The 23936-nt window shown below is 73.8% G+C and carries 20 protein-coding genes and 3 pseudogenes; 13 read left to right on the forward strand and 10 right to left on the reverse strand.

The features are described 5' to 3' along the window. Nucleotides 1-135: 135 nt before the first annotated feature. Together ABZ117_RS20420 and ABZ117_RS20425 are read right to left on the reverse strand one after the other, a co-directional pair. The gene (locus tag ABZ117_RS20420; protein ID WP_356822644.1) at nucleotides 136-981 is read right to left on the reverse strand and encodes an alpha/beta hydrolase; all 846 of its coding nucleotides are present in this window, start codon (nucleotides 979-981) and stop codon (nucleotides 136-138) included. Between the two features lie 50 nt (nucleotides 982-1031). Next, nucleotides 1032-1757, reverse strand: a complete 726-nt coding sequence (locus ABZ117_RS20425) for an alpha/beta hydrolase (protein WP_356822645.1) — start codon at nucleotides 1755-1757, stop codon at nucleotides 1032-1034. 517 nt (nucleotides 1758-2274) lie between these two features. On the opposite strand from ABZ117_RS20425, the gene ABZ117_RS20430 reads away from it, so the two are divergent. Then, the gene (locus ABZ117_RS20430) at nucleotides 2275-2853 is read left to right on the forward strand and encodes a DNA starvation/stationary phase protection protein (protein ID WP_356822646.1); all 579 of its coding nucleotides are present in this window, start codon (nucleotides 2275-2277) and stop codon (nucleotides 2851-2853) included. A 69-nt stretch (nucleotides 2854-2922) separates the two neighbouring features. On the opposite strand, the gene ABZ117_RS20435 is transcribed toward ABZ117_RS20430, so the two are convergent. Beyond that, nucleotides 2923-3999: an acyl-CoA desaturase gene (locus tag ABZ117_RS20435; protein ID WP_356822648.1), complete on the reverse strand. Its 1077-nt coding sequence runs from the start codon at nucleotides 3997-3999 to the stop codon at nucleotides 2923-2925. Between the two features lie 707 nt (nucleotides 4000-4706). Between ABZ117_RS20435 and ABZ117_RS20440 the strand changes: the two genes are divergently transcribed. Together ABZ117_RS20440 and ABZ117_RS20445 are read left to right on the forward strand one after the other, a co-directional pair. Next, nucleotides 4707-5480 (forward strand): polysaccharide deacetylase family protein, encoded by a 774-nt coding sequence (locus ABZ117_RS20440; RefSeq protein WP_356822649.1) that lies wholly within the window; start codon nucleotides 4707-4709, stop codon nucleotides 5478-5480. 105 nt (nucleotides 5481-5585) lie between these two features. Next, complete coding sequence (locus ABZ117_RS20445; protein WP_356822651.1) at nucleotides 5586-6596, forward strand: phosphotransferase; 1011 nt, start codon at nucleotides 5586-5588, stop codon at nucleotides 6594-6596. Between the two features lie 29 nt (nucleotides 6597-6625). On the opposite strand, the gene ABZ117_RS20450 is transcribed toward ABZ117_RS20445, so the two are convergent. Both ABZ117_RS20450 and ABZ117_RS20455 read right to left on the reverse strand, forming a co-directional pair. Then, entirely contained in the window at nucleotides 6626-7516 is an 891-nt protein-coding gene (locus tag ABZ117_RS20450; protein WP_356822653.1) for an SDR family oxidoreductase, read from the reverse strand. Between the two features lie 80 nt (nucleotides 7517-7596). Then, nucleotides 7597-7779 carry a hypothetical protein gene (locus tag ABZ117_RS20455; RefSeq protein ID WP_356822654.1) on the reverse strand — a complete coding sequence of 61 codons (183 nt, stop codon included), beginning with the start codon at nucleotides 7777-7779 and terminating at the stop codon, nucleotides 7597-7599. A gap of 346 nt (nucleotides 7780-8125) precedes the next feature. Here ABZ117_RS20455 and ABZ117_RS20460 point away from each other — a divergent pair, with 346 nt between their 5' ends. Then, nucleotides 8126-8527: a VOC family protein gene (locus tag ABZ117_RS20460; protein ID WP_356822656.1), complete on the forward strand. Its 402-nt coding sequence runs from the start codon at nucleotides 8126-8128 to the stop codon at nucleotides 8525-8527. Between the two features lie 169 nt (nucleotides 8528-8696). Here the strand turns inward: ABZ117_RS20460 and ABZ117_RS20465 are convergent, their stop codons facing one another. Beyond that, complete coding sequence (locus ABZ117_RS20465; RefSeq protein ID WP_356822657.1) at nucleotides 8697-10265, reverse strand: carbohydrate-binding protein; 1569 nt, start codon at nucleotides 10263-10265, stop codon at nucleotides 8697-8699. Nucleotides 10266-10564: 299 nt separating this feature from the next. Next, nucleotides 10565-10856 (reverse strand): annotated as a pseudogene (locus ABZ117_RS20470) (carboxymuconolactone decarboxylase family protein); the annotation flags it as partial. Between the two features lie 228 nt (nucleotides 10857-11084). Here ABZ117_RS20470 and ABZ117_RS20475 point away from each other — a divergent pair. Beyond that, a pseudogene (locus ABZ117_RS20475) lies at nucleotides 11085-11937 on the forward strand (transcriptional regulator); the annotation flags it as partial. Nucleotides 11938-12144: 207 nt separating this feature from the next. On the opposite strand, the gene katG reads toward ABZ117_RS20475, so the two are convergent. From katG to ABZ117_RS20490, 3 genes and pseudogenes are all read right to left on the reverse strand, one after another. Then, nucleotides 12145-14376 carry a catalase/peroxidase HPI gene (katG, locus tag ABZ117_RS20480; protein ID WP_356822659.1) on the reverse strand — a complete coding sequence of 744 codons (2232 nt, stop codon included), beginning with the start codon at nucleotides 14374-14376 and terminating at the stop codon, nucleotides 12145-12147. Between the two features lie 33 nt (nucleotides 14377-14409). Next, nucleotides 14410-14847 (reverse strand): Fur family transcriptional regulator, encoded by a 438-nt coding sequence (locus tag ABZ117_RS20485; RefSeq protein WP_356822661.1) that lies wholly within the window; start codon nucleotides 14845-14847, stop codon nucleotides 14410-14412. A gap of 318 nt (nucleotides 14848-15165) precedes the next feature. Then, a pseudogene (locus tag ABZ117_RS20490) lies at nucleotides 15166-15420 on the reverse strand (abortive phage infection protein); the annotation flags it as partial. A 272-nt stretch (nucleotides 15421-15692) separates the two neighbouring features. Here ABZ117_RS20490 and ABZ117_RS20495 point away from each other — a divergent pair. The 8 genes from ABZ117_RS20495 to ABZ117_RS20530 all read left to right on the forward strand — a co-directional run bounded on the left by ABZ117_RS20495 (nucleotide 15693) and on the right by ABZ117_RS20530 (nucleotide 23897). Beyond that, nucleotides 15693-16346, forward strand: a complete 654-nt coding sequence (locus tag ABZ117_RS20495) for a hypothetical protein (protein WP_356822663.1) — start codon at nucleotides 15693-15695, stop codon at nucleotides 16344-16346. 76 nt (nucleotides 16347-16422) lie between these two features. Beyond that, complete coding sequence (locus tag ABZ117_RS20500; RefSeq protein WP_356822665.1) at nucleotides 16423-16611, forward strand: hypothetical protein; 189 nt, start codon at nucleotides 16423-16425, stop codon at nucleotides 16609-16611. A 925-nt stretch (nucleotides 16612-17536) separates the two neighbouring features. Then, nucleotides 17537-18838 carry an acyltransferase family protein gene (locus ABZ117_RS20505; RefSeq protein WP_356822666.1) on the forward strand — a complete coding sequence of 434 codons (1302 nt, stop codon included), beginning with the start codon at nucleotides 17537-17539 and terminating at the stop codon, nucleotides 18836-18838. Between the two features lie 567 nt (nucleotides 18839-19405). Then, the gene (locus tag ABZ117_RS20510; protein WP_356822668.1) at nucleotides 19406-20299 is read left to right on the forward strand and encodes an STAS domain-containing protein; all 894 of its coding nucleotides are present in this window, start codon (nucleotides 19406-19408) and stop codon (nucleotides 20297-20299) included. Next, nucleotides 20296-20676 (forward strand): STAS domain-containing protein, encoded by a 381-nt coding sequence (locus ABZ117_RS20515; RefSeq protein WP_356822670.1) that lies wholly within the window; start codon nucleotides 20296-20298, stop codon nucleotides 20674-20676. The genes ABZ117_RS20510 and ABZ117_RS20515 overlap by 4 nt, the downstream gene beginning before the upstream one ends. Further along, nucleotides 20676-21122 (forward strand): anti-sigma regulatory factor, encoded by a 447-nt coding sequence (locus tag ABZ117_RS20520; protein ID WP_356822671.1) that lies wholly within the window; start codon nucleotides 20676-20678, stop codon nucleotides 21120-21122. Before ABZ117_RS20515 ends, ABZ117_RS20520 begins: the two co-directional genes overlap by 1 nt. After that, nucleotides 21119-22177 (forward strand): ATP-binding SpoIIE family protein phosphatase, encoded by a 1059-nt coding sequence (locus tag ABZ117_RS20525; protein WP_356822673.1) that lies wholly within the window; start codon nucleotides 21119-21121, stop codon nucleotides 22175-22177. Before ABZ117_RS20520 ends, ABZ117_RS20525 begins: the two co-directional genes overlap by 4 nt. After that, on the forward strand, nucleotides 22161-23897 hold the full coding sequence (locus ABZ117_RS20530; RefSeq protein WP_356822674.1) for a SpoIIE family protein phosphatase: 1737 nt from the start codon (nucleotides 22161-22163) through the stop codon (nucleotides 23895-23897). Before ABZ117_RS20525 ends, ABZ117_RS20530 begins: the two co-directional genes overlap by 17 nt. The last annotated feature ends 39 nt before the right edge of the window (nucleotides 23898-23936 follow it).

Consider the following 23936-nt stretch of genomic DNA (forward strand, 5'->3'; position numbering starts at 1 on the left):
GCCGGTAGGCCGGTGGCCGGTAGGCCGGTGGCCGGTAGGCCGGTGGCCGGTAGGCCGGTGGCCGGTAGGCCGGTGGCCGGTAGGCCGGTGGCCGGTAGGCCGGTGGCCGGTTGCGCCGTCACACCGGTCCGGGGCTCAGTGTCCGGAGCGGACCGCGTGCACGGCGCGCAGGATGAGATCGGTGACGGGGACTGGGTCGCTCACGGCGACGGCGTGCGGTGCGCGGACGGTGACGGTGTGGGCGTCCGCGCGGCGGGCCATCCACCGCTCGGCGGCCGGCGGGATGTTGCGGTCCTCGGTGGCGACCAGGTACCAGCTGGGGATGTCCCGCCACGCCGCCGCCGTGGCCTCCTCCTGGAGGGCGGCCACGGCGATCGGGCGCTGTCCCACCGCCATCACCTGTGCGGTGGTGACGGGGACACCGGCCGCGAACTGCTGCCGGAACACGTCCTTGCGGATGACGAGTTCCTCGCCCTGGCCGCCTCCGGGCAGCGGGTAGCTCTGGGCGGTGGTGGCCTCGCCGAGGGTGCTGCCGGGGAGCTTCGCGGTGAGGCCGAGCGCGCTCTCCCCGATGTCGGGGACGAAGGCCGCGATGTACACCAGCGCCTCGACCCGGGGCGCACCGGCGGCGGCGTGGCTGATGACCGCCCCGCCGTAGGAGTGGCCCACGAGCACGATCGGCCCCTCGATGCCGTCGAGGACGCCGCGGATGTAGGCGGCGTCGCTCGCCAGGCCGCGCAACGGCAGGGCCGGGACCAGCACGCGGTGCTCGTCACGCTGGAGCTGTTCGACGACGGCGTTCCAGCTGGAGCCGTCCGCGAAGGCGCCGTGGACCAGGACGACGGTGGGTCCGGCCGGGTGCGGGTGCGCGGGGGCCGGTGCGTCGGCCGGGGTCACGGACGCCGCGCCGGAGGCACCGGGGGCGGTGGCGCCGGCCGGCACGGAGCCGGTCACGGCACGGCGGGAGATCGGTGGGTTCATCGGCTGCTTCCTGAGCGGTGGGGGCGGGAACGGGGAGGGCGCGGCGGCAGTCAGCGGGAGGTGGCCCGGACGGCGTCCTCGATCAGGCCGGCGACGCGCCGCGGGTGGGACAGCATGACCAGGTGGGAGGAGTCGACCTCGACCGTGGTCATGCCGGCCCGCTCGTATCCGTAGCGCTCCACGTCCGGGTTGATGGTGTGGTCGGCGGTGGCCACCAGCCCCCAGGACGGCTTGCTCTGCCAGGCCGCCGCCGGGGCCGCCTCGGTGAACGCCCGCGCGGCCAGCGGGCGCTGGGAGACGGCGAGGACGGCGGCGAGACGGGGGTCGACGTCGGCGGCGAAGACGGCCGGGAACCTGTCGGGCAGTACCGAGACGTCGATGTCGGTGCCGGTGGGCCCGTCGGCCGGGACGGAGGTTCGGACGAGGGCGGAGGCGAGCTCGGAGTCCGGGAAGCGGCCCTGGAGTTCGCCCAGGCTCTCGCCCTTCTCCAGGGCGTATCCGGCCAGGTAGACCAGGGCGGTGACGTTGTCCTCGACCCCGGCGACGGTGATGACGGCGCCGCCGTAGGAGTGTCCCACGAGTATCACGGGTCCGGGGATCTGGCGGACGAGTGAGGCGATGTAGGCGGCGTCCCCGGTCAGGCTGCGGTTGGGTACGGCCGGGGCGACCACGTCGAGGCCGCGGGCGAGCAGTTCGGGGATGACGCCGGCGAAGCTGGACGCGTCGGCGAAGGCGCCGTGGACCAGGACGACGGTCGGTCTTGCGGCAGTGGACACGGGAGACTCCCTGTCGGTGAATGGGGTGCGGATCCTCACCGGGGCCGGGCCGCCGCGACCGGTGAAGTCCCCTGGGGAACGCGGGTCACGGGTGGCGGCGCCGGGGAGAGCCGGTCGTGCGGCCGGTCAGGCGGGAACGCTACGGAGGGCACGCGGTCGCGCTTGCCTCTGGACGCTCCGGCCCTGTCCTGTACGTGCCCGTCCGGAGTGTCGGCACGTGAGGTAGGCGTCCACCGGCAGGCTCGTCGCACTGCTCTTCCGCGAGCCGGCGGGCTCGCCACCCGTGCCCCCAAGGATTCGGCGGGCTCGCCAGCCCTGCCCCCCGGGGGAACCGGCGGGCTCGCCGCGCCCCCCGGGGGCCGCCGCCTCCGACGCCGTAACGGGAAGGTCCCCGCGCGGAAGGCGTCGTGTGCGGTGCGCCGGCGGGCATCGGGGCATGCGCGCGGGGGCAAGCCGCCGCCGTTCCCGTGCCTAGCGTCTTCACCGTACGCGGAGCACGGCACCACCGGAGGCGATCATGACCAGCAGCACCCACCACGCGAGCGGCAGCCAGCCGTGGCTGCACCAGAAGGGCGAGGTGATCCAGGAGTTCGGGACCGTCAAGCAGTTCCCGGTCGGTCTGTCCTACGAGGCGCGGATGTACTCCTGCCAGCGCCTGAACCGGGTCCTGGCCGACACCCAGATCCTCTACGGCCTCTACAAGAAGCACCACTGGCTGATGCGCGGCGCGACCTTCTACCAACTGCACCTGGTGCTGGACAAGCACGCCGGGGAACAGCTCGAACTGGTCGACACCCTCGCGGAGCGGGTGCAGACGCTGGGCGGTGTCGCCGTGGGCGATCCCCGGCACATCGCCGAGATCACGACGATCCCCCGGCCGCCGGACGGCGTGGAGGAGGTGCCGGCGATGCTGTCCCGGCTCCTGGAGGCCCACGAGTCCGTCCTCGTCGACGCGCACGACGCCGCGGCGCGCACGGCCGAGCTGGGCGACGACGGCACCAACGACCTGCTCGTCTCGCAGGTCATCCGGACCGGCGAACTCCAGGCGTGGTTCCTGGCCGAGCATCTGGTCGACACGCCGCTGGTCCGCGCCTGAGCGGCGCGGGGGCGGCGGCGGACGGTCCGGTCGGCCCCGCGGCCACCGCCGTCACGCGCCCGCCGGGCGTCAGGACGCCCGGCGCTGCCGCCTGATCGGTTCGCCCACCCGGTGCAGATGGGTGAGGGCCTCGCGGTAGGACCGGATCAGCCCGGTCTCGTGGTAGGGCACCCCGACCTCCGCGCAGTACGCGCGGACGAGGGGCCGGGCCCGCCGCAGATGGGGCGTGGGCATGCTCGGGAACAGGTGGTGCTCGATCTGGTGGTTGAGCCCGCCGAGCAGTACGTCGGTGAGCCGGCCGCCGCGCACGTTGCGGGAGGTGAGGACCTGGCGGCGCAGGAAGTCGGGCTGTTCGTCACCGGTGAAGGTGGGCATGCCCTTGTGGTTGGGGGCGAAGGTGCAGCCGAGGTAGACACCGAAGAGGGCCTGGTGCACGGCGAGGAACGCGACCGCCTTGCCGGGGCTGAGCACCAGGAAGAGCGCGGTCAGGTAGCCCGCGATGTGCAGGAGGAGCAAGGTCCCCTCCAACAGGCGGTTCTTCACGGCCGGTGAGCGCAGCGCCCGCACGCTGGAGACGTGCAGGTTGAGGCCCTCCAGGGTGAGCAGCGGGAGGAACAGCAGTGCCTGGTGTCCGCCGACGAGGCGGGCCACGCCGCGGCTGGAACGGGCCTGCCCGGTGGACCACACGAGGATCTCGGGGGCGACGTCGGGGTCGAGTTCCTCGTGGTTGGGGTGGGCGTGGTGGCGGGTGTGCTTGTTCATCCACCAGCCGTAGCTCATCCCGATCCCGAGGTTGCCGAAGAGCCGGCCCCAAATCTCGCTCGGCCGGCGCCGCCGGAAGACCTGGCGGTGGGCCAGGTCGTGCGCCGCGAGGGCGACCTGTCCGAACACCAGGGCCAGGAAGGCGGCCACGGCCAGCTGCCACCAGCTGTCGCCGAGCGCGAGGAACGTCCCCCAGCCGGCCGCCAGCAGCGCGATCACCGTACCGAGCCGTGCCGTGTAGTAGCCGGGGCGGCGCTCGAACAGCCCCGCCTCGGCGATGCGCCGGGACAGCCGGGCGTAGTCGCTGCCGGCGGCGGAGCCGGGCGTACCGGATCGGGCGGCGGGCGCCGCGGACTCGGGGGAGGCGTCGGTGGAAATCGTCATGCGCCGAGTCTGCGCACGGCCGTCCGGCCGGAACAGCCTGCCAGTCACCGGGACGGGCGGGGGGCTGTCTCCACCCGGTTCCTGTAGTTTTCCCCACCCCGGCGCGCCCGGCGTGCGGTCCGTGCTCAGTGTTCGCCGGGCAGGGGGTGTGCCCTGACGAAGTCGCGGATCTCGGCGATGAGGGCGCCGGGGTTGTCCAGTTGGACCAGTGTGCGGGCGTCCGGGATCTCCACGTAGCGGGCGTCCGGGAGGAGTCGGGCCAGCCGGCGGCCGGTCTCGGGCGGTCCGAGGCTGGCATCCGGGCCGCTCGCTGGATCACCGTCCGGTCGCCGGTGGCCACGTCGGTCAGCCGGGTGGTGGCCTCGTACACCGCGCTGACGCGCTGCCGATCCTGGTACACGATGCTGCCGCCGCTCACGGAAGACGCACCGTCTCTCCAACCCCCCGCCCCCTCGTGGCTGTTCCGGTGGCGGGGCCGCCGCCGGGCAGCCCTGTCGGAAGCGGTGGTACGCCGGTGCACAACCAGCCCGGACGGGCCGACCGGCGGTCTCCGGCCCCGCGCAGGGAGCGACTGTCGCCGAAGCGCCCCGGAATTGTCCGTGATCCGTAACAGAGGGATCCCCTGATCGTCCGGGGCCGTCCTGCCAGGTGCACGGAACCCGTCGGCGCGGCGACGGGAGTCATCTACACGGCAGGGGGCGGACGGAATGGCGCGGCATGGCGGGCGGGGATGGTACGGCCGGATGGTCGCGGCGGCGCTCGGGGTGACGGTGGTGGCCGCCGCCACCTCGGTGTGGACCGCGCAGGCCGGGCAGACCGGTGGCGGCTCGGCCGGCCGGGGTGCGCCGGCCCGGCCCGCCGCGCCGACGGCGGCGCCCGTGTCCGCCGTGATCGCTCATGCCTCGGACCGCGGTGAGCACGCCGTGAACATCACCATCGACGACGGTCCGGACCCGGTCTGGACCCCGCGGGTGCTCCAAGTGCTGCGGGACAACGGCGTGAAGGCGACGTTCTGCATGGTCGGCACCCAGGCCGAGGCCCACCCGGATCTGGTCCGGCAGGTGGTGGCCGCCGGGCACCGGCTGTGCGACCACACGGTGTCGCACGACACCACCATGGACACCAAGTCCACGGCCTACCAGTCGCAGCAGATCGTGGACGCCGAGCGGCAGATCACCAAGGCGTCCGGCGGGGTGCGCCCGATGTACTACCGGGCTCCGGGCGGCGCCTTCACGCCGTACAGCCGGAAACTGGCGGCCTCGCACGGGATGCGTCCGCTCGGCTGGAACGTCGACTCCAAGGACTTCGAACGGCCGGGCACGGACGCCGTCGTGGCCACCGTCAAGGGGGAACTGGCGAACGGCCCCACGATCCTCTTCCACGACGCGGGCGGCGACCGCTCCCAGACGGTGGCCGCGCTGGGCACCCTGCTGCCGTGGCTGAAGCAGCAGGGCTACGCGTTCGGCTTCCCGGTGCGCTGAGCCGGGGGTTGTCGGCCGCAGTACCGGAACGGGAGTCGTCCGACGGATGCCGGTGTGCGGCGAAACCGCTGGCCGGGACGCCGGTGGCGGTGATGGGATGGGGCGATGCGAGAGGATGCCACGACCGTCGTCGACCGCGGGCGGTACCGGGACGCGGTGACCCCCTGGGAGCAGGAGACCTGGCGTGCCGAGGCGCTCGGCTGGGTGGCCGAGGAGCTGACCGCGCACGGTCTGCGGGCCGCCGGCGGGCTCGAGGTGCGGCTGCGGCCGTGGTCCGTGCTGATCCGGGTGCCCGTCGCGGGACGGACGGCGGTCTGGTTCAAGGCGAGCCCGCCGGCCGGCGCGTTCGAGGGCCCGCTGACCGCCGCCCTGGCCCGCTGGGTGCCGGAGCACGTGCTGCGGCCCCTGGCCGTCGACGCCGCGCGCGGCTGGTCGCTGCTGCCCGACGGAGGCGACCTGTTCCGGACCGTGCTCGACCGGGAGCCCGTCGGACCGCGCGCCTGGGAGGAGTTGCTGGGCCAGTACGCGCGCATGCAGCACTCGCTGGTCCCGCACGCGCACGCCCTTGAGCGGCTGGGCGTGCCGGCAGCCCGGACGTCCGGGCTGCCGGAGGTGTTCGAACGCCTCCTCGCCGGGGACCGCGTGCTGGGCCCGGACGACCGCGCCCGGCTGGAGAAGCTCCGGCCGCGCCTCGCGGACTGGTGCGCCGAACTCGCCTCGCTGGGCATCGCGGACAGCCTCGACCACGCGGACCTGCACGACGGGCAGGTGTTCCGGCCGGCCCCGGGCCGGTACACCTTCTTCGACTGGGGTGACGCCGCAGTCTCCCACCCGTTCTGCAGTCTGCGCGTCACCGCCGAACGGGCCCGCGACCGCTACGGCCCGCACGTGCTGCCCCGGTTGCTCGACGCGTATCTGGAGCCCTGGACGGGCCCCGGCCGTACGGCGGCGCAGCTGCGGCGGGCGGCGGCGCTCGCCTGGCGTCTGAGCGTGCTGAGCCGGGCGGCGGCCTGGGGCCGGATGTTCCCCGGCGCGTCCGGGGCCGGGCCGGGACCGGCGCAGAGCGCCCGGTGGCTGCTGGAGCTCCTGGCCGAGCCGCCGTTCCGCGCCGGCTGACCCGTCCCGGCGGCGCCGCCTGGGCCGGGTCAGGGCAGCGGGGTGCCGCCCGTCGCGTTCAGGATCTCCGCGGTGATGTAGCTCGCCTGCGGCGAGGCCAGATACACGTAGGCGGGGGCCAGTTCGGCGGGCTGAGCGGGGCGGCCGAGCGGACTCTGCTTCCCGAACTCCGCCGTGTCCGGCAGGGTGGCGGGGATGAGCGGGGTCCACACCGGTCCCGGCGCGACCGCGTTGACGCGGATGCCGCGCTCGGCGAGCATCTGCGCCAGGCCCTGGGTGAAGGTGACGATCGCGCCCTTGGTCATGGCGTAGTCCAGCAGGTGCGGGCTGGGCTGGTACGCCTGCACGGACGTGGTGTTGATGACACAGCCGCCGGCCGGGATGTGCGGGAGGGCGAACTTGGTGAGCCAGAACATCCCGTACAGGTTCGTCCGCATCACCCGGTCGAACTGCTCGGTGCTGATCGCCTCGATGCCCTCCGACTGGGCCATCTGGTAGGCGGCGTTGTTCACGAGGACGTCGATACGGCCGAACTCGCCGACCGCCCGCTCGATCAGCGAACGGCAGTTGCCCTCCTCGCGGATGTCGCAGGACACGGCGACCGCCTTGCGCCCGGCGTCCTCCACCAGCCGGGACGTCTCGCGGGCGTCCTCCTCCTCCGCGTCGAGATGCGTGAACAGCACGTCGGCGCCCTCGCGGGCGAAGGCGAGCGCCACCGCGCGTCCGATGCCGGAGTCCCCTCCCGTGATCACGGTCTTGAGGCCCTCCAGACGGCCGGTGCCGTGGTAGGAGTCCTCGCCGTGGTCGGGCGGCGGGTCCATGGGGCCGGTCCAGCCGGGATGCGGCTGCTCCTGGGCGGGGAAGTCGGGGCGGGGGTGCTGGGTGACCGGATCGGGCCGGTCACCGTGCTGGTCCGTCACAGTGGCCTCCTGTGTCTCGGGCGGACGGGACAGGCGACCGGGTTCCCTCGTCGCGGCGGGTGAAAAGCGCTTCCTGCCGGTCAGACGGTCGGGGTGTGCTGCCCGGTGGCGCGCAGCCGGTCCCGGCGGGCGAGGTTGTAGAGCCGCAGCAGATGCTTCGCCACCGCGCAGAGAGCGGCGTCGGCGTGGCACTGGCGGCACGTCTGCATGTGCTGCTCGTAGGTGAAGCGCGCGTTTTCCAGCGCGTCGTCGGCAGTAGACATCGGCATCTCCGGGCAGGGGCGCGTCCGAGGACGGCGCAAAGTTGACTGACTGGTACACCCGGAACAAGGTCATCATGTTACTGGCGGTACTGGGAAACCGGCCTCACTCCGGGATCACTGTCACACTGTGTGACAGTGATCCCGAGTCCGGAGGGCGGGGCAGGCGCCGCCGACCGGGAAGGCGATCCCGGCACGGTGCACGGGCTGACGTGCCGCCCGTGGCTGATAAGCCCGTTGGGCCGTCCGGTGGAGGCCGTTAGGATCGTCGTACGGCATCGCGTGCCGGTCACCGGCCGGGTGAGGCATGGAGGTGCCCGTGAGTTTGCCTTGCGGAGGCATTCCACCCATGTCAGTCGAGTTGAACCACACCATCGTCCACGCCCGGGACAAGCGGGAGTCGGCCGCGTTCCTGGCCGGCATCCTGGGCCTGGAGGCCGGGGCCGAATGGGGCCCGTTCATTCCCGTGTCCACGAGCAACGGGGTCACCCTGGACTTCGCCACCGTCCCGGCGGAGTCGATCGTCATGCAGCACTACGCCTTCCTCGTCTCCGAGGAGGAGTTCGACGCGGCCTTCGCCCGTATCCGGGAGGCCGGGATCACCTACTACGCCGACCCGCACGGGAAGCAGCCGGGCGAGATCAACCACCACTGGGGCGGCCGGGGCCTGTACTTCCACGATCCGGCCGGACACGGCATGGAGATCATCACCCGCCCCTACGGCACCCCCGAGACGCAGGCGCAGTCCTGAGAAACGGCGGGCCGGGGCACTCGCCCCGGCCCGCCCCCTGTGGCCGCAGGACCGCGCCCGGTGCCTGGGCGGTGACCGATCTCGTCGGCTGAGCCCGTCGTCCCCACGGACCGGGAGCGGGACGCCGCCCGGGGCGGCGTCCCGCGTGTCACCGTCCGCCGTGCACCGGCTACGGCGTCACGACGCTGCCGCCGAACGTCACCACGAGGTGGCCGTCCGAGGCGAAGGACCAGCCGAGCGCGCCCGCGTACGCGGAGCAGCGGGAGCCGTTGGCGCCGGTCCAGAACTGGTCGGAGCTGTCGGTGTCACCGACGGTCTTGTCGTTCGAGCCGCTGACGGCGAAGCGGCACGACGTGTCGGTGCGGAACACCGAAGTACCCGCGTCGAACGAGAAGTTGCGCTGGGCGTTGTCGATGGCGACGTTGTCGGACACCGTCATCGTGCCGGGGTTGCTGTTGTAGGTGAAGCCGTGGTGGCCGTTCCTGTAGGCGATGTCGTGCCGCACCACGTGGTTCACCGCGATGTCGTCGCCGCCCAGCTTGTAGCCGTTGCGGTCGCCGTTGGAGTTGACCGTGCCGTCGCTCAAGGTGCCGTTGCCGTAGGACAGGGAGTACTCGATGGTCACCGGGCCGATGGCGCCGGTGTCCGTCTTGGTGAACAGGTCCCAGCCGTCGTCGATGTTGTTGTGCGAGACGTCGTAACGGAAGACGTTCCCGGTGCCGGTGGTCAGCTTCGCGGCGAAGCCGTCGGCGTCCTCACCGTCGGAGTCCGCGTTGTCGTGCGACTCGGAGCTGACGATCAGGTTGTTCGACGGCCACTGGGAGTTGGGGGTGGTGGAGGCGATGCGGCCCAGTTGCAGGCCGGTGTCGCGGTTGTAGGCGGTCACCACGCGCTCGACGACGTTGTTGCTGCCGCCGACGAAGATGCCGTTGTCCCCGGCGTGTTCGACGGTCAGGCCGTACAGCCGCCAGTAGGAGGCGTTCAGCTGGATGCCCCGGTTGGCCGGACTCTCGCTCTGCGCCGCGAAGTTCAGTACGGGCTTCTCGCCGGGGTAGGCCGACAGGGTGGTGCGGGCGGCGGAGGTGCCGTCCTTGCCGGCCGGGATGGTGACCGTGGCGGACGGGGTGTACGTCCCTCCACGCAGGTAGATCGTGCCGCCGGGCGTGATGCGGCTGATGGCGGAGGTCAGCGTGGTCGGGGCCGACTCCGTGCCCGCCGCGCCGTCGCTGCCGCTCGGTGACACGTAGAGCACGGTGCCGGTCGCCGCCGCTGACACTTCGGCGTCGAGGTAGTCGAGGTTGGGCAGGCCGTCGGCGCCGGTGGGGGTGAGGCGGATCGTGTTGGCACCGGCCTTGACCGGCACCGTGAGTGTCTTGGTCGCCCAGGTGTTCCAGGCGCCGGTGGTCTCGAACGACACCGTGGTGGCCGCCGCCCCGTTGACCGCGACGGTCGCGGACCGGGCGGCGGCCGTCCCGTTGGCGAAGCGGACACCGAGGGTCGCGGTGCCCGCGCCGGCGGCGTCCACCGTGAACTGGGCGTACGCCCCTGACGCGTTGGTCCCGTTGCAGAAGCCGCTGCCGGAGAATCCGGCCCAGCCGGAGTCCACGGTGCCGGTGCACACCGCGGGGGAACTCTCGGCTTCGTAAAGGGTGGTGGCGGCCTGGGCGGTGGTGCCGGACAGCGCGACGAGCGTGCCGGCGAGCAGACCGGCGCACGCGAGGGCGGATCTGAGTTGCATCGGCTTGTCTCCTAGCGGTTCTGGCTCGGCTGTGCGGATGCGGGTGTCCGGAGGGGTGAACCCGACGGCCGGCCGTGGCATGGTGAAGACCGCCGGAAAGCGCTTTCCCTCTGGGGGTTTCCGACGCTAGGGAGGAGTCGATGCGCGCGTCAAGAGTCGCGTACGTGATCCTTATTCAGGGATATGAATCAGCGAGACGAGAAGAGAGACACCAGGAGCACACTGCCCTGTGGGAGGGGAGAGGAGGGGAGGGGAGGGGAGCGGTGACGGGAGCGAGGAGACCACCTTGCTGGAGCCGGTCACGGACGAGCGGCGGTACTCGGCGGCCTCGGCCGGGCCCGGCAACCGACCGTGCCGGCGCGCTCGTCGGCGACGCTCTTGAGCCGGACGATCGCGGTCATGGCGTTGGGCCAGCCCGCGTAGAAGGCCAGGTGGGTGATGGCCTCGGACAGCTCCTCGACGCTCAGCGCCCGTTGTCCGGCGCGACACCGAGGTGGTAGCCGAACTGCTCCCCGCGTACAGGGCTGTCGGCACACTCACCGTGACCAGACTGCGGTCGCGCGGGCAGAGACCGGGACGCTCCCAGGCGTCAGAACAGCAGGAACAACTCCTCGATCGGACGGCGAGTGGTCCTTGGTGCCACTGTGTGGCCGGGCCGGTCGTCCGGCACCGACCGGCGGCGGAAACTGCCAAGCCCCGGGCAGCCCCAGACGGCGCCGGGACCAGCGAAACCGCAGTACCCAGACGTGGGGAAGGATCTGCCTTTACGGGTACCGGCAGGGCCCCCGACCGGTGCGCCGTCCGGCTCAGCCTGGAAACGTGAGTACCGGGAGTGACGTCCGCGCGTTCCTGGCCTCCCGCCGGACCAAGATCACCCCGCAGCGGGCGGGGCTGCCCGCCTTCGGCGGCAACCGGCGGGTGCCCGGCCTGCCTCGTGAGGAAGTCGCCCTGCTCGCCGGCGTCAGCATCGACCACGGCATACGTCTGGAGCGCGGCCACCTGGCCGGGGCGTCCGAGGAGGTGCTCGACTCCGTCGCAGGCGCCCTCCAGTTGGACGACGCCGGACGCGCCCACCGCCACGACCTCGCCCGCACCGCCGCCGAACGCCCCACCGCCGCACCCGGCGCCCGCGCGGGCCGCTGCCCGACAGCGTGCGTGTCCTGAACTCCATGAGCGACTGTCCGGACTTCATCCGCGACGGCCGCCTGGACGTCCTCCCCACCAACCCCCTCGGCCGCGCCTGTACAGCCCGCTCCGCGTCGGCGCGGACCGGGAGCCGGTGAACATGGCCCGGTTCCAGTTCCTCGACCCGGCCGGACGCGAGTTCTTCCCGCGCTGGGAGGAGGCCCTGAACACCACCGTGTCCCTGCTGCGCACCGAAGCCGGCCGCGCCCCCGACGCAGCGACCTGACCGACCTGACCGGCCCGATCGGCGAGTTGGTCACCCGCAGCGACGAATTCCGCACCGCCGCACCGCCTGGGCCGAGCACCACGTCCGCCCGCACCGCACCGGCCGCAAGTCCTTCCACCCCACCCCGCCTCGGCGAGATCACCCTCGACTTCGACGCCATGGAACTGCCGGCCCAGCCGGGTCTGACCCTCCCCGCCTACGGCGCCCCGCCCGCACACGCCCGACCACGACAAGATCCAGCTGCGGGCCGCCTGGGCCGCCGCCGGGAGGACGCCCGCGCCCGCCGACAGCCCGGCCCCACCCACCGGCGGAAGTGACGGCCGCGGCGGCGCCCGGGCGCTGACGGCCCGGCAGCGGCCCCGTCACAGTGGCGGCCCGGCAGCGGCGGCCCGGCAGCGGGAAAACGTCCGGGTCCGCCCCGTGGGGCGGACCCGGACGCGCCGGTCGGAGGGCCCGAAGGCCGGCAGGTCAGACGAGGTCGAACCGGTCCGCGTTCATGACCTTGTCCCAGGCGGCGACGAAGTCCTTGACGAACTTCTCCTTCGCGTCGTCGCTCGCGTAGACCTCGGCGAGGGCACGCAGTTCGGAGTTGGAGCCGAAGACGAGGTCGGCGCGGCTGCCTGCCCACTTCAGCTCGCCCGTGCTCGCGTCACGGCCCTCGAACGTGGTCTGGTCCTCGGACGTCGCCTTCCACGTCGTCCCCAGGTCGAGCAGGTTGACGAAGAAGTCGTTGGTGAGGGCGCCGGGCGTGTGGGTGAGGACGCCGAGCTGCGACTGCTGGTAGTTGGCGCCGAGGACGCGCAGGCCGCCGACGAGGACGGTCAGCTCGGGGGCGCTGAGGTTCAGCAGGTTCGCCTTGTCCAGCAGCAGGAACTCGGCCGGCAGGCGGTTGCCCTTGCCGAGGTAGTTGCGGAAGCCGTCCGCGGTCGGCTCCAGCGCCTCGAAGGACTCGGCGTCGGTGTGCTCCTCGGTGGCGTCCACGCGGCCCGCGGTGAAGGGCACCCGCACCTGGAAGCCGCCTTCCTTGGCGGCCTTCTCCACGGCGGCGACGCCGCCGAGGACGATGAGGTCGGCCAGGGAGACCTTCCTGGTGCCGGAGGAGGCGTTGAACTCCTGCTGGACGCCCTCCAGGGTGCGCAGCACCTGGGCCAGCCGGTCCGGCTCGTTGACCTCCCAGCCGCTCTGCGGGGCCAGGCGGATACGGGCGCCGTTGGCGCCACCGCGCTTGTCGCTGGCGCGGAACGTCGACGCGGACGCCCACGCGGTGGTGACCAGCTGGGACACGCTGAGGCCCGAGTCGAGCAGCTTGGTCTTCAGGGTCTCGATGTCCGCGTCGTCGATCAGTTCGCCCTCGCGTTCCGGCAGCGGGTCCTGCCACAGCAGGGTCTCCTGCGGGACCTCCGGGCCGAGGTACAGCGACTTCGGGCCCATGTCGCGGTGGGTGAGCTTGTACCAGGCGCGGGCGAAGGCGTCCGCGAACTCCTGCGGGTTCTCGTGGAAGCGGCGGGAGATGGGCTCGTACACCGGGTCGAAGCGCAGCGCGAGGTCGGTGGTGAGCATCGCCGGGGCGATCTTCTTCGACGGGTCGTGGGCGGCCGGGACCGTGCCCTCGCCCGCGCCGTCCTTGGGCCGCCACTGCTTGGCGCCGGCCGGGGACTCGGTCAGCTCCCACTCGTAGCCGAAGAGGTTGTCGAAGAAGCCGTTGCTCCACCGGGTCGGCGTGGCGGTCCAGGTGACCTCGAGGCCGGAGGTGATGGTGTCGGCGCCCTTGCCGGTGCCGTAGCTGTTCCGCCAGCCCAGGCCCTGCTCCTCGAAACCGGCGGCCTCGATGTCGGGACCGACGTGGTCGGCGGGGCCGGCGCCGTGGGTCTTGCCGAAGGTGTGGCCGCCGGCGATCAGGGCGACGGTCTCCTCGTCGTTCATCGCCATCCGGGCGAACGTCTCGCGGATGTCGCGGGCCGCGGCGAGCGGGTCCGGATTGCCGTTCGGGCCCTCGGGGTTGACGTAGATGAGACCCATCTGGACGGCGCCGAGCGGGTCCTCCAGCTCACGGTCGCCGGTGTAGCGCTTGTCGTCCAGCCAGGTGGTCTCGGGACCCCAGTAGACGTCCTCCTCCGGCTCCCACACGTCCTCGCGGCCGCCGCCGAAGCCGAAGGTCTCGAAGCCCATGGACTCCAGGGCCACATTGCCGGCGAGGATCAGCAGGTCGGCCCACGAGATGCGCTGACCGTACTTCTTCTTCACCGGCCACAGCAGGCGGCGGGCCTTGTCCAGGTTGACGTTGTCGGGCCAGCTGTTCAGCGGGGCGAAGCGCTGCTGGCCGGCGCCGGCGCCGCCGCGGCCGTCGCTGATGCGGTAGGTGCCGGCACTGTGCCACGCCATACGGACCATCAGGGGGCCGTAGTGGCCGAAGTCGGCCGGCCACCAGTCCTGGGAAGTGGTGAGCACCTCCTCGATGTCCCGCTTCACGGCCGGGAGATCCAGACCGCGGAAGGCCTCGGCGTAGTCGAAGTCCTCACCGAGCGGGTTCGCCACGGCAGGGTTCTTGGCAAGGATCTTCAGGTTGAGCCGCTCCGGCCACCACTGACGGTTGCCTCCGCCCTGGGTCGGGTGCAGGGCACGGTCATGGGCGACGGGGCAGCCGCCGCCCGCCCCGTCCGCCTTCGCGTCTGTGACGATCGCGTCGTGGTTCTCAGTCATGGCAATCCTTCCGAACTGTGCGGAACGTGGTGCTCAGGAACTGCGGCCGGTGGAACAGTCGGGGCAGGTGCCCCAGTACACGACCTCGGCCTCGTCGATGGCGAAGCCCCGGTCGTCCGAGGCGGTCAGGCAGGGCGCGTCGCCGACGGCGCAGTCGACGTCGGCGACGGCGCCGCACGACCGGCACACGATGTGGTGGTGGTTGTCGCCCACGCGTCCCTCGAACCGGGCCGGATGGCCGGCCGGTTCTATCCGGCGCACCAGACCCGCTGCGGTCAGCGCGTGCAGAGCCTCGTAGACGGCCTGGAGGGAGATGTGGCCGACGCGCTCGCGGACTCCGGAGGCGATCGCCTCCACTTGGAGGTGGTCACCGTCCCGGACGGTCTCCAGCAGCGCGACGCGGGCCGCCGTCACACGCAGGCCGGCACCACGGAGTTGTCCGGCGGTGGTCGGGGCCGGGGAGGCGGTCATGGCGCTGAACCTACCGGCATAAACACGAGAGATTCAAGAAAACGAACGATGCAATTCTGGCCGTGTACCGGCGCCGGAACGTTCCCTCCCGGCCATACGCGTCCACTTCCGCCTCCACCGGTGCGTGCGCCTGGCCATGTCCGGCGGGGCGTGGGGTGGTGGACGGGGCGGGGCATGCCCGCATCATGGGGCCGTTCGCACCGCGCCGGCCCCGCGGCCTGCCGGACGGTCCTCCGAAGGGGTGAGCCTGCGTACTCGCGCGGCCCTCCCGGGGACCCCTGGGCGGGCGGCCCACCGCGCCCGCCGGTCCGGCCCGGCTCAGTGGGTGTGCCGGCAGGCGGTTCGCGCGGACCGGTAGCGGCGGGCCAGGGCGTGGAATGCCTCCTTCGGTTCCCAGTGCCAGTCGGAAGCGGGGTCGTCCGGCCGGTCCTTGAGGGTCTTGGTCACGGCGTAGCTCGCCATGTCGAGGTCGTGGCGCGGGTCGCCCGGACGGTGCGGGGCGTCGGGAGTCACGAACTCGAACGCCATCGCCGCGTACAGGCCCATCGAGCAGAAGACGTCGAGGAGCTCGCTCCTCTGCATACGGTCACCCTGCCGGGCCCGGCCGCACCGGCGCCGTCGGCCGACGGTCCACACAAGGGGGCCGAAGGGTGGCGGTCGGCTGCCGAAGGGAGGAGGTAAGGGTGGCGGTCCGGTGCCGGAAGGCAGGGATCCCGGTGCCGCCGGCAGTCGTGGTGCGTGTCCCTCCCGCGGACCGCCGCACGAGGCGCACGAGCCCCCTGGAGTGAGAAAATCGGACCCGGTCGTTCGCACTCCGGCAGGGGGTGGCCGTCAGGAGGACGCTGGTGGACCTGGACGCCGTCGCCGACGAGCTGTACGGGCTGCGCCCGGAGGAGTTCGTCGCCGCCCGCGACCGCCGCACCCGGGACGCCCGCGCGGCCGGTGACCAGGGCCTCGCCAAGGCGGTCGGTGCGCTGCGGCGGCCGAGCCGGGCCGCCTGGGTCAGCAATCTGCTGGTCCGCCGGCAGCCGGAGGAGGTCCGGTCGCTGCTCGCCCTCGGTGAGGAGCTGCGCCGCGCGCACCGGGAACTGGACGGGGCGCGGCTGCGCCGGCTGGCCTCTCGTCAGAACGAGGTGATCGGCGCGCTGGGCCGGCAGGCCCGGCAGCTGGCCGCGCAGGCCGGGCATCCGGTCGGTGAGGACGTCCAGCGGGCGGTCGAGGAGACGCTGCACGCGGTACTCGCCGACCCCGGGGCCGCGCGTGACTGGGCGGCGGGCCGGCTGGTGAGACCGCTCAGCGCGACGACCGGTTTCCCGGCGGCCGACGAGGCCCTCCTCCGCCGCCGGCCCGCCCCCCCCGGCGGCGGCCGGACCGCAGAGGCCCGCCCGGTCCGAGGACCGTACGCCGGACGAAGCCGAGGCCCGTACGCGGGACAAGGACCGCGCACGCGACGCGGAACACCGCCGGCGCCTCGCCGAGGCCCGCGAGCTGGCCCGTGAGGCCGAGCGGGAGCTGCGCGCACAGGAGGACGAGGCCGGTGCCGCCGGGCGGGCGGCGCGGGAGGCCGGCGTCCGGGTGACCGAGGCGGAGGAGCGGGTCCGTGAGCTGCGCGAGCGGCTGCGGGATGCCGAGGAGGAGCAGCGACGGGCGCGGGCCGCTGAGCGGGAGGCGCGGGAGCGGGCACGGCAGGCCGACCGGACCGCCCGCGAGGCCCGGCGCCGGTCCGGGACGGCCGCCGCCCGGGCGGAAGGGCTGAACGGCTGACACGGGGCCGGGCGCGGATGTCCGGGGCACCCGGCACCGGGGTGCGCTCCCGCCACCGAGGTGACCCTCGTCCGCCCCCACGGCAGGCGTCCGACCCGGCGGTGACTCTCCGACCCAGCTGGGGGCCTCCGACCGGGCCGCGCGTGCCCGACCCCGCGGCGGGGGTCCGGTCCCACGGCAGGCATCCGATCCCGCGGCGTGTGCCCGGCCCCCGGCGGGCGTCCGGCGCTCCGGCGCCCGCCCGACCCGACGGCGCCTGCCCGACCTCACGGCGGGCGTCCGCCACGGCAGTGGGCCTCCGAACCCGCGACGCGTGCCCACCCTCACGATGGGCGGCCGGCCCCACGGCGGGCACCCGACCCGACGGCGGGTGGCCGCCCCTGCGGCGGACGGCGTCCGACCCGGCGGTGGGCCTCCGACCCGGCCGCGCGTGCCGGACCCCACAGCAGGCGTCCGGCCCCACGGCAGGCGTCCGACCCCACGGCGCGTGCCCGGCCCCCCGGCGGGCGTCCGGACCCACGGCGCATGGCCGAAACCACCGGAGGTGCCCGGCCCTGCGGAGGACATCCCGACCCCCGCGGCGGGCGGCCGCCCTGCGGCGGACGGCGTCCGACCCCACGGCGGGCATCCGGACCCACGGCGCGTGGCCGAACCACCGGAGGTGCCCGGCCCCACGGCGGGCACCCGACCCCCGCAGCACCTGCCCGGCCCCGCGGCGGGCATCCGGCCGCACGGCGGACCGCGTCGCGCGCCGCCGTCGGTGGTCTCACTCGGGTGGGGGCAGGCGGTCGCGTCGGGTGTGGGCCGCGCGGTGGGGCGTCGTTCGGCAGCCGTGTGAAGTTCGGGATGTGGCGTGATGGGCCCGGGGTGGACGGGCAAAGGTCCCCTTCATGCCCCACGCGAATTCCCTGCGGCAGGTGATGTGATGACCACGGCGACGACCCGGGCGCCCCGGACGCCGTCCGCCAGAAGCGGCGCCCCGACCGTCCGGCTCTCCTCACCGGCCGCCCAGCCCTCCCTGCCGTCGCTCACCGGACTGCGCTGGATGGCGGCACTGCTGGTGTTCGGACTGCACGTGCACAACTTCGGCTACTTCGGCGGTACCGGTGGCCGTCTGGTGTCCTGGGGGTTCGGCGCCGGCGCCACCGGAGTGTCGTTCTTCTTCCTGCTGTCCGGATTCGTGCTGACCTGGTCGGCGCGGCCCGGCGACCGCGCCCTCGCCTTCTGGCGGCGGCGTATCGCCCGCATCTACCCGGTGCACCTGGTCACCCTCGCCGTCGCGCTGGTCATGGCGTACACGCTGACGCGCCAGGCACGGCCGACCGCGCACCAGACCCTCGCCAACGCGCTGCTGCTGCATTCCTGGTGGCGCCCGTGGTGGCAGACCCTGAACCCGGTCAGCTGGTCCCTGGCCTGCGAGGCGTTCTTCTACGCCGCCTTCCCGGCGCTGATCCTGTCGCTGCGCCGGCTCGGCGCACGTGGCTCGACCGCGCTGGGCGGCCTGTCGGTGGCCGCGGTCATGGTGCTGGCCTGGGCAGAGGCCCACCACTGGTGGGACCGGTCCGTCTACTCGTTCCCCGCCGCGCGGCTGCCCGAGTTCGTGCTCGGCGCGGTCACCGCGCGGCTGGTGCTGCTCGGCCGCTGGCGCGGGCCGGGTCTGGAGGCGTCGCTCGCCCTCGCGGTCATCGGCTACTTCCTCGTCCCGCAGGTCACACCCGGCTACTCCGCCACCGTGTGCACCATCGCCGGATTCGCCCTGCTGATCCCCGCGGCGGCCGTCGCGGACCTGCGCGGGCTGCCGTCCCTGTGGCGGCACCGGCGGATGGTGCGGCTCGGGGAGCTGTCGTTCGCCTTCTACATGATCCACCTGCTGGTGCTGCGGGCCGCCACGAGCGTGCTGGGTACGAAGCCGCGCTTCGGCGTCCTGACCGGCCTGGCCGTCACCACTGCCGCGTTCGGCGTGGCGCTCGCCCTGTCCTGGGCGCTGTACGAGGGGGTGGAGCGCCCGGCGAGACGGCTGCTGCTGCGCCGCCGCCGGCCGGCCTCGCGCCCGCGGACGATCCCGGTACCGCAGCCGGAAGCGGCCCATGTACGACAGCCGGAGGTGATCCCCGTCCGACAGCCGGAGGCGGCCCCCGTACGGCAGCCGGAGGCGGTCCCGGCGCCCGGACCGCAGCCGGAGGCGGTGCGGGCCTGCCGGGAGGCGGCGGCGCCGGCGCGTGACTGACGGCGGCGCGGCCCGGCCGGTGCCCGCCGAGTTGTCCTGTTCCTCCGTGCTGGTCCCGTCCGATCGGCCGGGAGCCGGTCGCACGCGCGGGTGACGTCGGCAACAGCCAGGAGAGTCCGGCGGGTTTCGGGGTAACCGGCTCCCGACACCGGCCCGACGGCACGCACCGACGGGCCGGCACCGCTCGACCACACCGAAGGAGCCGTGTCGACGTGCGCGGGAAACACACCGGGGTGAGCCGGGGGCCGGCAGCCGGCCCGACCGCGGCCGCCCCTGCCCACCGCCGGCCGGCGCTGCCGCGCGCCAGGGCACGCCCCCTTCAGCGCTGCCGTTCCCGGCCGGGCCCGGGGTCGGGGGAACGAGCGCCGGCGCACTGAGCGACGGCGTGGCGGCGGCCGGAACGACGTCCCGGAACCGCCGCTGCCGGTGCCGAAGAGAGGCGTGGACCCGTGGCCGCCCGGAGGTTTGGCCAGGCCGGACACCGAGGGCTACGGTTGGCGGTCGGCAATGATCGGCTCAGGGGAGCCCGCCGACCGGCGTCGGCACCTGGCTGTGCGAGAGGAGAGGATGAGAGTGCCGGAGCAGGACGTGGCCGAATCGGCGCCGCAGGTGGTGAGCGCCTTCCTGGAACGGCGCAGGGAGCAGATCGCCCAGCGGTGGGCCGACGCCCCCTTGTTCCGCTCGGTCTTCACCGTCTCCCGCGACGAAGCGGTCGAGGCGTGCAAGGCCGTGGTGGACGCGCTGTCCGAGGTGGCCGTCAGCGGCCGGCTGGAGGACATCGAGGCGCCCGGGTACGCGTCGGTGCGCGACCAGCTGGGCCGGATGACCCACAGCCGGACGCGTACCGGATCGACCCCGGCGCAGATCGCCGACGAGGTCGCCGTGCTGCGCGCACCCGCGGTCGAGCTGCTGCGCGAGGAGTTCACCGACCCCGCCACCCCGCACGTCCAGGAGAGTGTGCTGGCGCTGACCCTGCTGATGGGGACACTTCGCCTGGTGGTGATGGAGACGGCGCTGGACGCGAACGCGGAGCTGATCGAGCGGCAGCGGCAGCAGTTGCTCGAAGTGGCCACCCCGGTCATCAAGCTGTGGGAGGGCACGGTCGCCGTACCGCTGATCGGGACACTGGACAGCGCGCGCAGCCAGGTGGTGATGGAGTCGCTGCTGGAGGCCATCGTCGACCAGCGCGCCCGGTACGCCATCCTCGACATCACCGGGGTGCCGACCGTCGACTCGCTCGTCGCGCAGCACCTGATGAAGACGGTCGCCGCGGCACGGCTGATGGGTGCCGAGTGCATCGTCTCCGGGATCCGCCCGGCCATCGCGCAGACCATCGTGCAGCTCGGCATCGACCTGGGTTCGGTGCTCACCCGGGCCTCGCTGGCCGACGCGCTGGCCTACGCGCTGGGCCGGCAGGGCATAGAGGTGTCCCGTTCGGACGCGGGTGCGAGCGCCCGGTGAACCAGCCCAGTCCCCGTCACTCACCCCAGGTCCCGGTGCTCGCCCTGGGCGACGTCCTGCTCGTCTCCCTCCAGGGCGAGCTGCACGACGGCATGGCCGAACAGCTCCAGCACGACATCACCAGCCGCATCGCCACGAGCCGGGTGACCGGCGTAGTGCTCGACATCTCCGGTGTCGACATCGTCGACTCGTTCCTCGGCCGGGTGCTCGCGGAGATCGCCTCCACGGCCCGGCTGCTGGCGGCCCGTACGGTCCTCGCCGGTATGCGGCCCGCGGTGGCGATCACCCTGGTGGAGCTGGGGCTGACCTTGCCCGGGCTGGTCACCGCCCTGGACGTCGACCGTGCCATGGAACTGCTGTCCCAGAGGGGGAGCTGATGCAGGTGTCCGGCCAGGCGCCCGCGACGAGTCTGCCCATCGGCTCGGACGCGGATCTGGCCTGGGTCCGTCAGGAGGTGCGGCAGTGCGCGGCGCAGCTCGGTTTCGGTCTGGTGCAGCAGACCAAGCTGGTCACGGCGGCGAGTGAGCTGGCCCGCAACACGCTGGTGCACGGCGGTGGCGGGCGGGTGGAGATCACGCCGCTGGACAACGGCCGCAGCCGGGGGCTGCGGATGCGGTTCATCGACAGCGGTCCCGGCATCCGCGACCTGGAACTGGCCATGACCGACGGCTACACCTCCGGGGGCGGGCTGGGCCTCGGACTGAGCGGAGCGAAACGGCTGGTGCACGAGTTCAGCGTCGACACCGAACCCGGCCGGGGCACGACCGTCACGGCCGTCGCCTGGGTGGCCAAGGTTCCCGGTTCGCGTCCGGTGCTGGGATGAGCCGGGTGTGGGAGGTCCCGGTGCACGACTCCACGCGGGTGCGGGACGCCCGGACGGCGGCCCAGGAGGCGTGCGCGCAAGCGGGTCTCGCCGCGCCGCGCACCGCCGCCGCGGAGCTGGTCGCCACCGAGCTCGCCACCAATCTGCTCCGGCACGCGGGCGGGGGCCGGATGGTGGTGAACCTCGTGGCGCCGCCGGCCGGTGCGGGCACGTCGGTCCAGGTGTTCTCGCTCGACCACGGGCCGGGCTTCGCCGACGCCGACACGGCCCTGCGGGACGGCTACTCCACCGCCGCCGGCTCGCTCGGCGCGGGCCTGGGCAGCTGTCTGCGCAGCGCGAACGCGTTCCATCTGTACAGCCTGCCGGGCCGTGGGACGGTGGCGACGGCCCGGATCGACCCGGAGCCCCGCACGCGCGGGAGCGCGCATGCGGCGGTGCCGGTGGGCGGGATCACGACCGCGCTCGCCCAGGCGGAGCAGTGCGGTGACGCCTGGGGCTGGGCGCGCTCCGGCGGCCTGATGACCCTGCTGCTCGCCGATGGTCTCGGGCACGGCCCGAAGGCAGCCCACGCGTCCACGGCGGCGGTCGCGGAACTGCGCCGCGCCGCGCACCTGCCGCCGGCGGAGCTCCTGCGCCGGCTGCACGTGGTGCTGCGGCCCACCCGGGGCGCGGCGGTGACGGTGGCACAGGTGGACGCGGACCGGGCGGAGCTGTCCCTCGCCGGTGTCGGGAACGTCTCCGCCCGGGTGCGTTCCGGGGACGGCTGGACGTCGCACGTCGCCCATCCGGGGATCGTCGGGGCGTACTTCCCGGCGCAGGTCCCCGTGCGCCGGCTGCCGTGGCGCCGGGACAGTCTGCTCGTGATGCACAGTGACGGGCTGCCCAGCCGCTGGGCGCCGCCGGAGGATACCCGGCTGCTCGCCCACGACCCGTCGGTGGTGGCCGGGGCGATCCTGCGTGAAGCGGGCAGCCCCGCCCGCCCCGCACGCGACGACACCAGTGTGGCCGTACTGGCCCCCGACCGCCGGACCAGCCCTCATGACAGCCGCCTCTGACTCCTGGACCATCGCTTCCGCCGCCGACGCGGCCCGCGTCCGCGCCCTGCTGGCGCGGCTCACGGCCGACGCCGGTGTGCCCGCGCTCGAGCGCGCGCGCTTCCTGGCCGTGCTCGGCAGCCGGCTGCGCCGCGGCCTCGGTGAGGGGCGTACGGAGCTGACGGTGAGCGCCGAGTCCGCGGGCTGCTCCCTCTGTGACGGGAGCGACCGCGCGGGGTCCGGTGCGGCCATACCGGGCGGGGCGCTGCGGGTCGTGCTCGACGGGCCGGAGCCCTGGCAGCACACCCTCGCCTGCCCCGTGCCCGTGGCGGGGCCGCTGCCCGGGCCGGGGGACGCCGGGCTCGCCGAGGCGCTGCTGGACGCCGACGAGGCCGCCGCCGGCCTGCTGGCGCACCTGGACGAGACGGAGGAGCTGGTCCGGTTCCACCGGGAGGAACTGCACCAGACCAACCAGGGTGTCCTGGCGCTGCACGCCGAGCTGGAGGCCGCGGCGCTGGCGCAGCGTGAGCACCTGGAGGCCGAGCGGGCGGCACGCGCGGAGGCGGAGAACGCCCGCCGGCTGCTGACCTTCCTGGCCGATGCCAGCGCGGTCCTGAACGCCTCCCTGGACCACGAGGACATCCTGCGCCGGCTGCCCGGTCTGCTGGTCCCGGAGTACGCCCGGCACGTCGACATCTGGCTCGTGGACGACGAGGGGACTCCGCCGGGCGCGCGGGCGGCGGCCACGGTGACCGCGGCCCGTACCGGCCGTCCGCAGCACGCGGGCGTCCATCCCGGGGGGCTGCCGGGCGTGGACGACCTGCCGGCCTCGGCGCTGTCCCCGGACCGGCCGCTGCTGTGCCTGCCGCTCGGCGCGCGCACCGTGCGGGGCGTGCTGACACTGGCCGCGCCGGGTGACCGCTTCGACGCGGACACCACCGTGATGCTGCTGGAACTGGCCCGGCGCGCGGGCATCGCCCTGGACAACGCCCACGCCTACGAGCAGCACCGGGATGTCGCCGAGGCCCTCCAGCGGGCCCAGCTCACCGAGCTGCCCGACACCGCGGGGCTCGCGCTGGCCGCCCGCTATCTGCCGGCGACGCACGGGCTGAACATCGGCGGTGACTGGTACGACGCGTTCTCGCAGCCCGACGGCAGTGTGCTGACGGTGATAGGCGACGTCACGGGCCACGGGCTGCGCGCGGCGGTCATCATGGGCCAGCTGCGCACCGCGCTGCGCGCCTACGCCGTCCAGGGCAACGGCCCGGCGCGGATCCTGACCCTGCTGCACCGGATGCTGCGCCACCAGGAGCCGGAGCTGTACGCGACGTGTGCGATCGCCCGGTTCACGCCGGGCGAGCCCGGCGTGGTGTGGGCGGCGGCGGGGCACCCTCCCGCGGTCGCGCGCGGCCCCGGGGGCGAGGTGCGGGTGCTGGAGGCCAGACCCGGGATCATGCTGGGGGTGCCGATGCCGTACGAGTACGAGGAGCACACCCTCGATCTGCCGGCGGGGTCCACTCTCGCGCTGTACACGGACGGCCTGGTGGAGCGGCGGTCCGCGGGGATCGACGCGGGCATCGACCGGCTGGTCCGGGCGATGGGCGCGCTCGGCGCGCTGGAGCTGGAGGATCTGGACGCGGCGGCCGACTCGGTGCTGAAGCCGATGCTGCACGACTCGGAGCACGACGACGACATCTGCCTGTTGCTGTGCCGCACCGCTGAGGACGCCGCGCAGGAGTGACCGGCGTCGTCGCGGCGTCCGGCGGTGCCGGGGTGTCGC

Origin of the sequence: Streptomyces sp. NPDC006309, from assembly GCF_040613095.1 — a bacterium.
Lineage (GTDB): Bacteria > Actinomycetota > Actinomycetes > Streptomycetales > Streptomycetaceae > Streptomyces.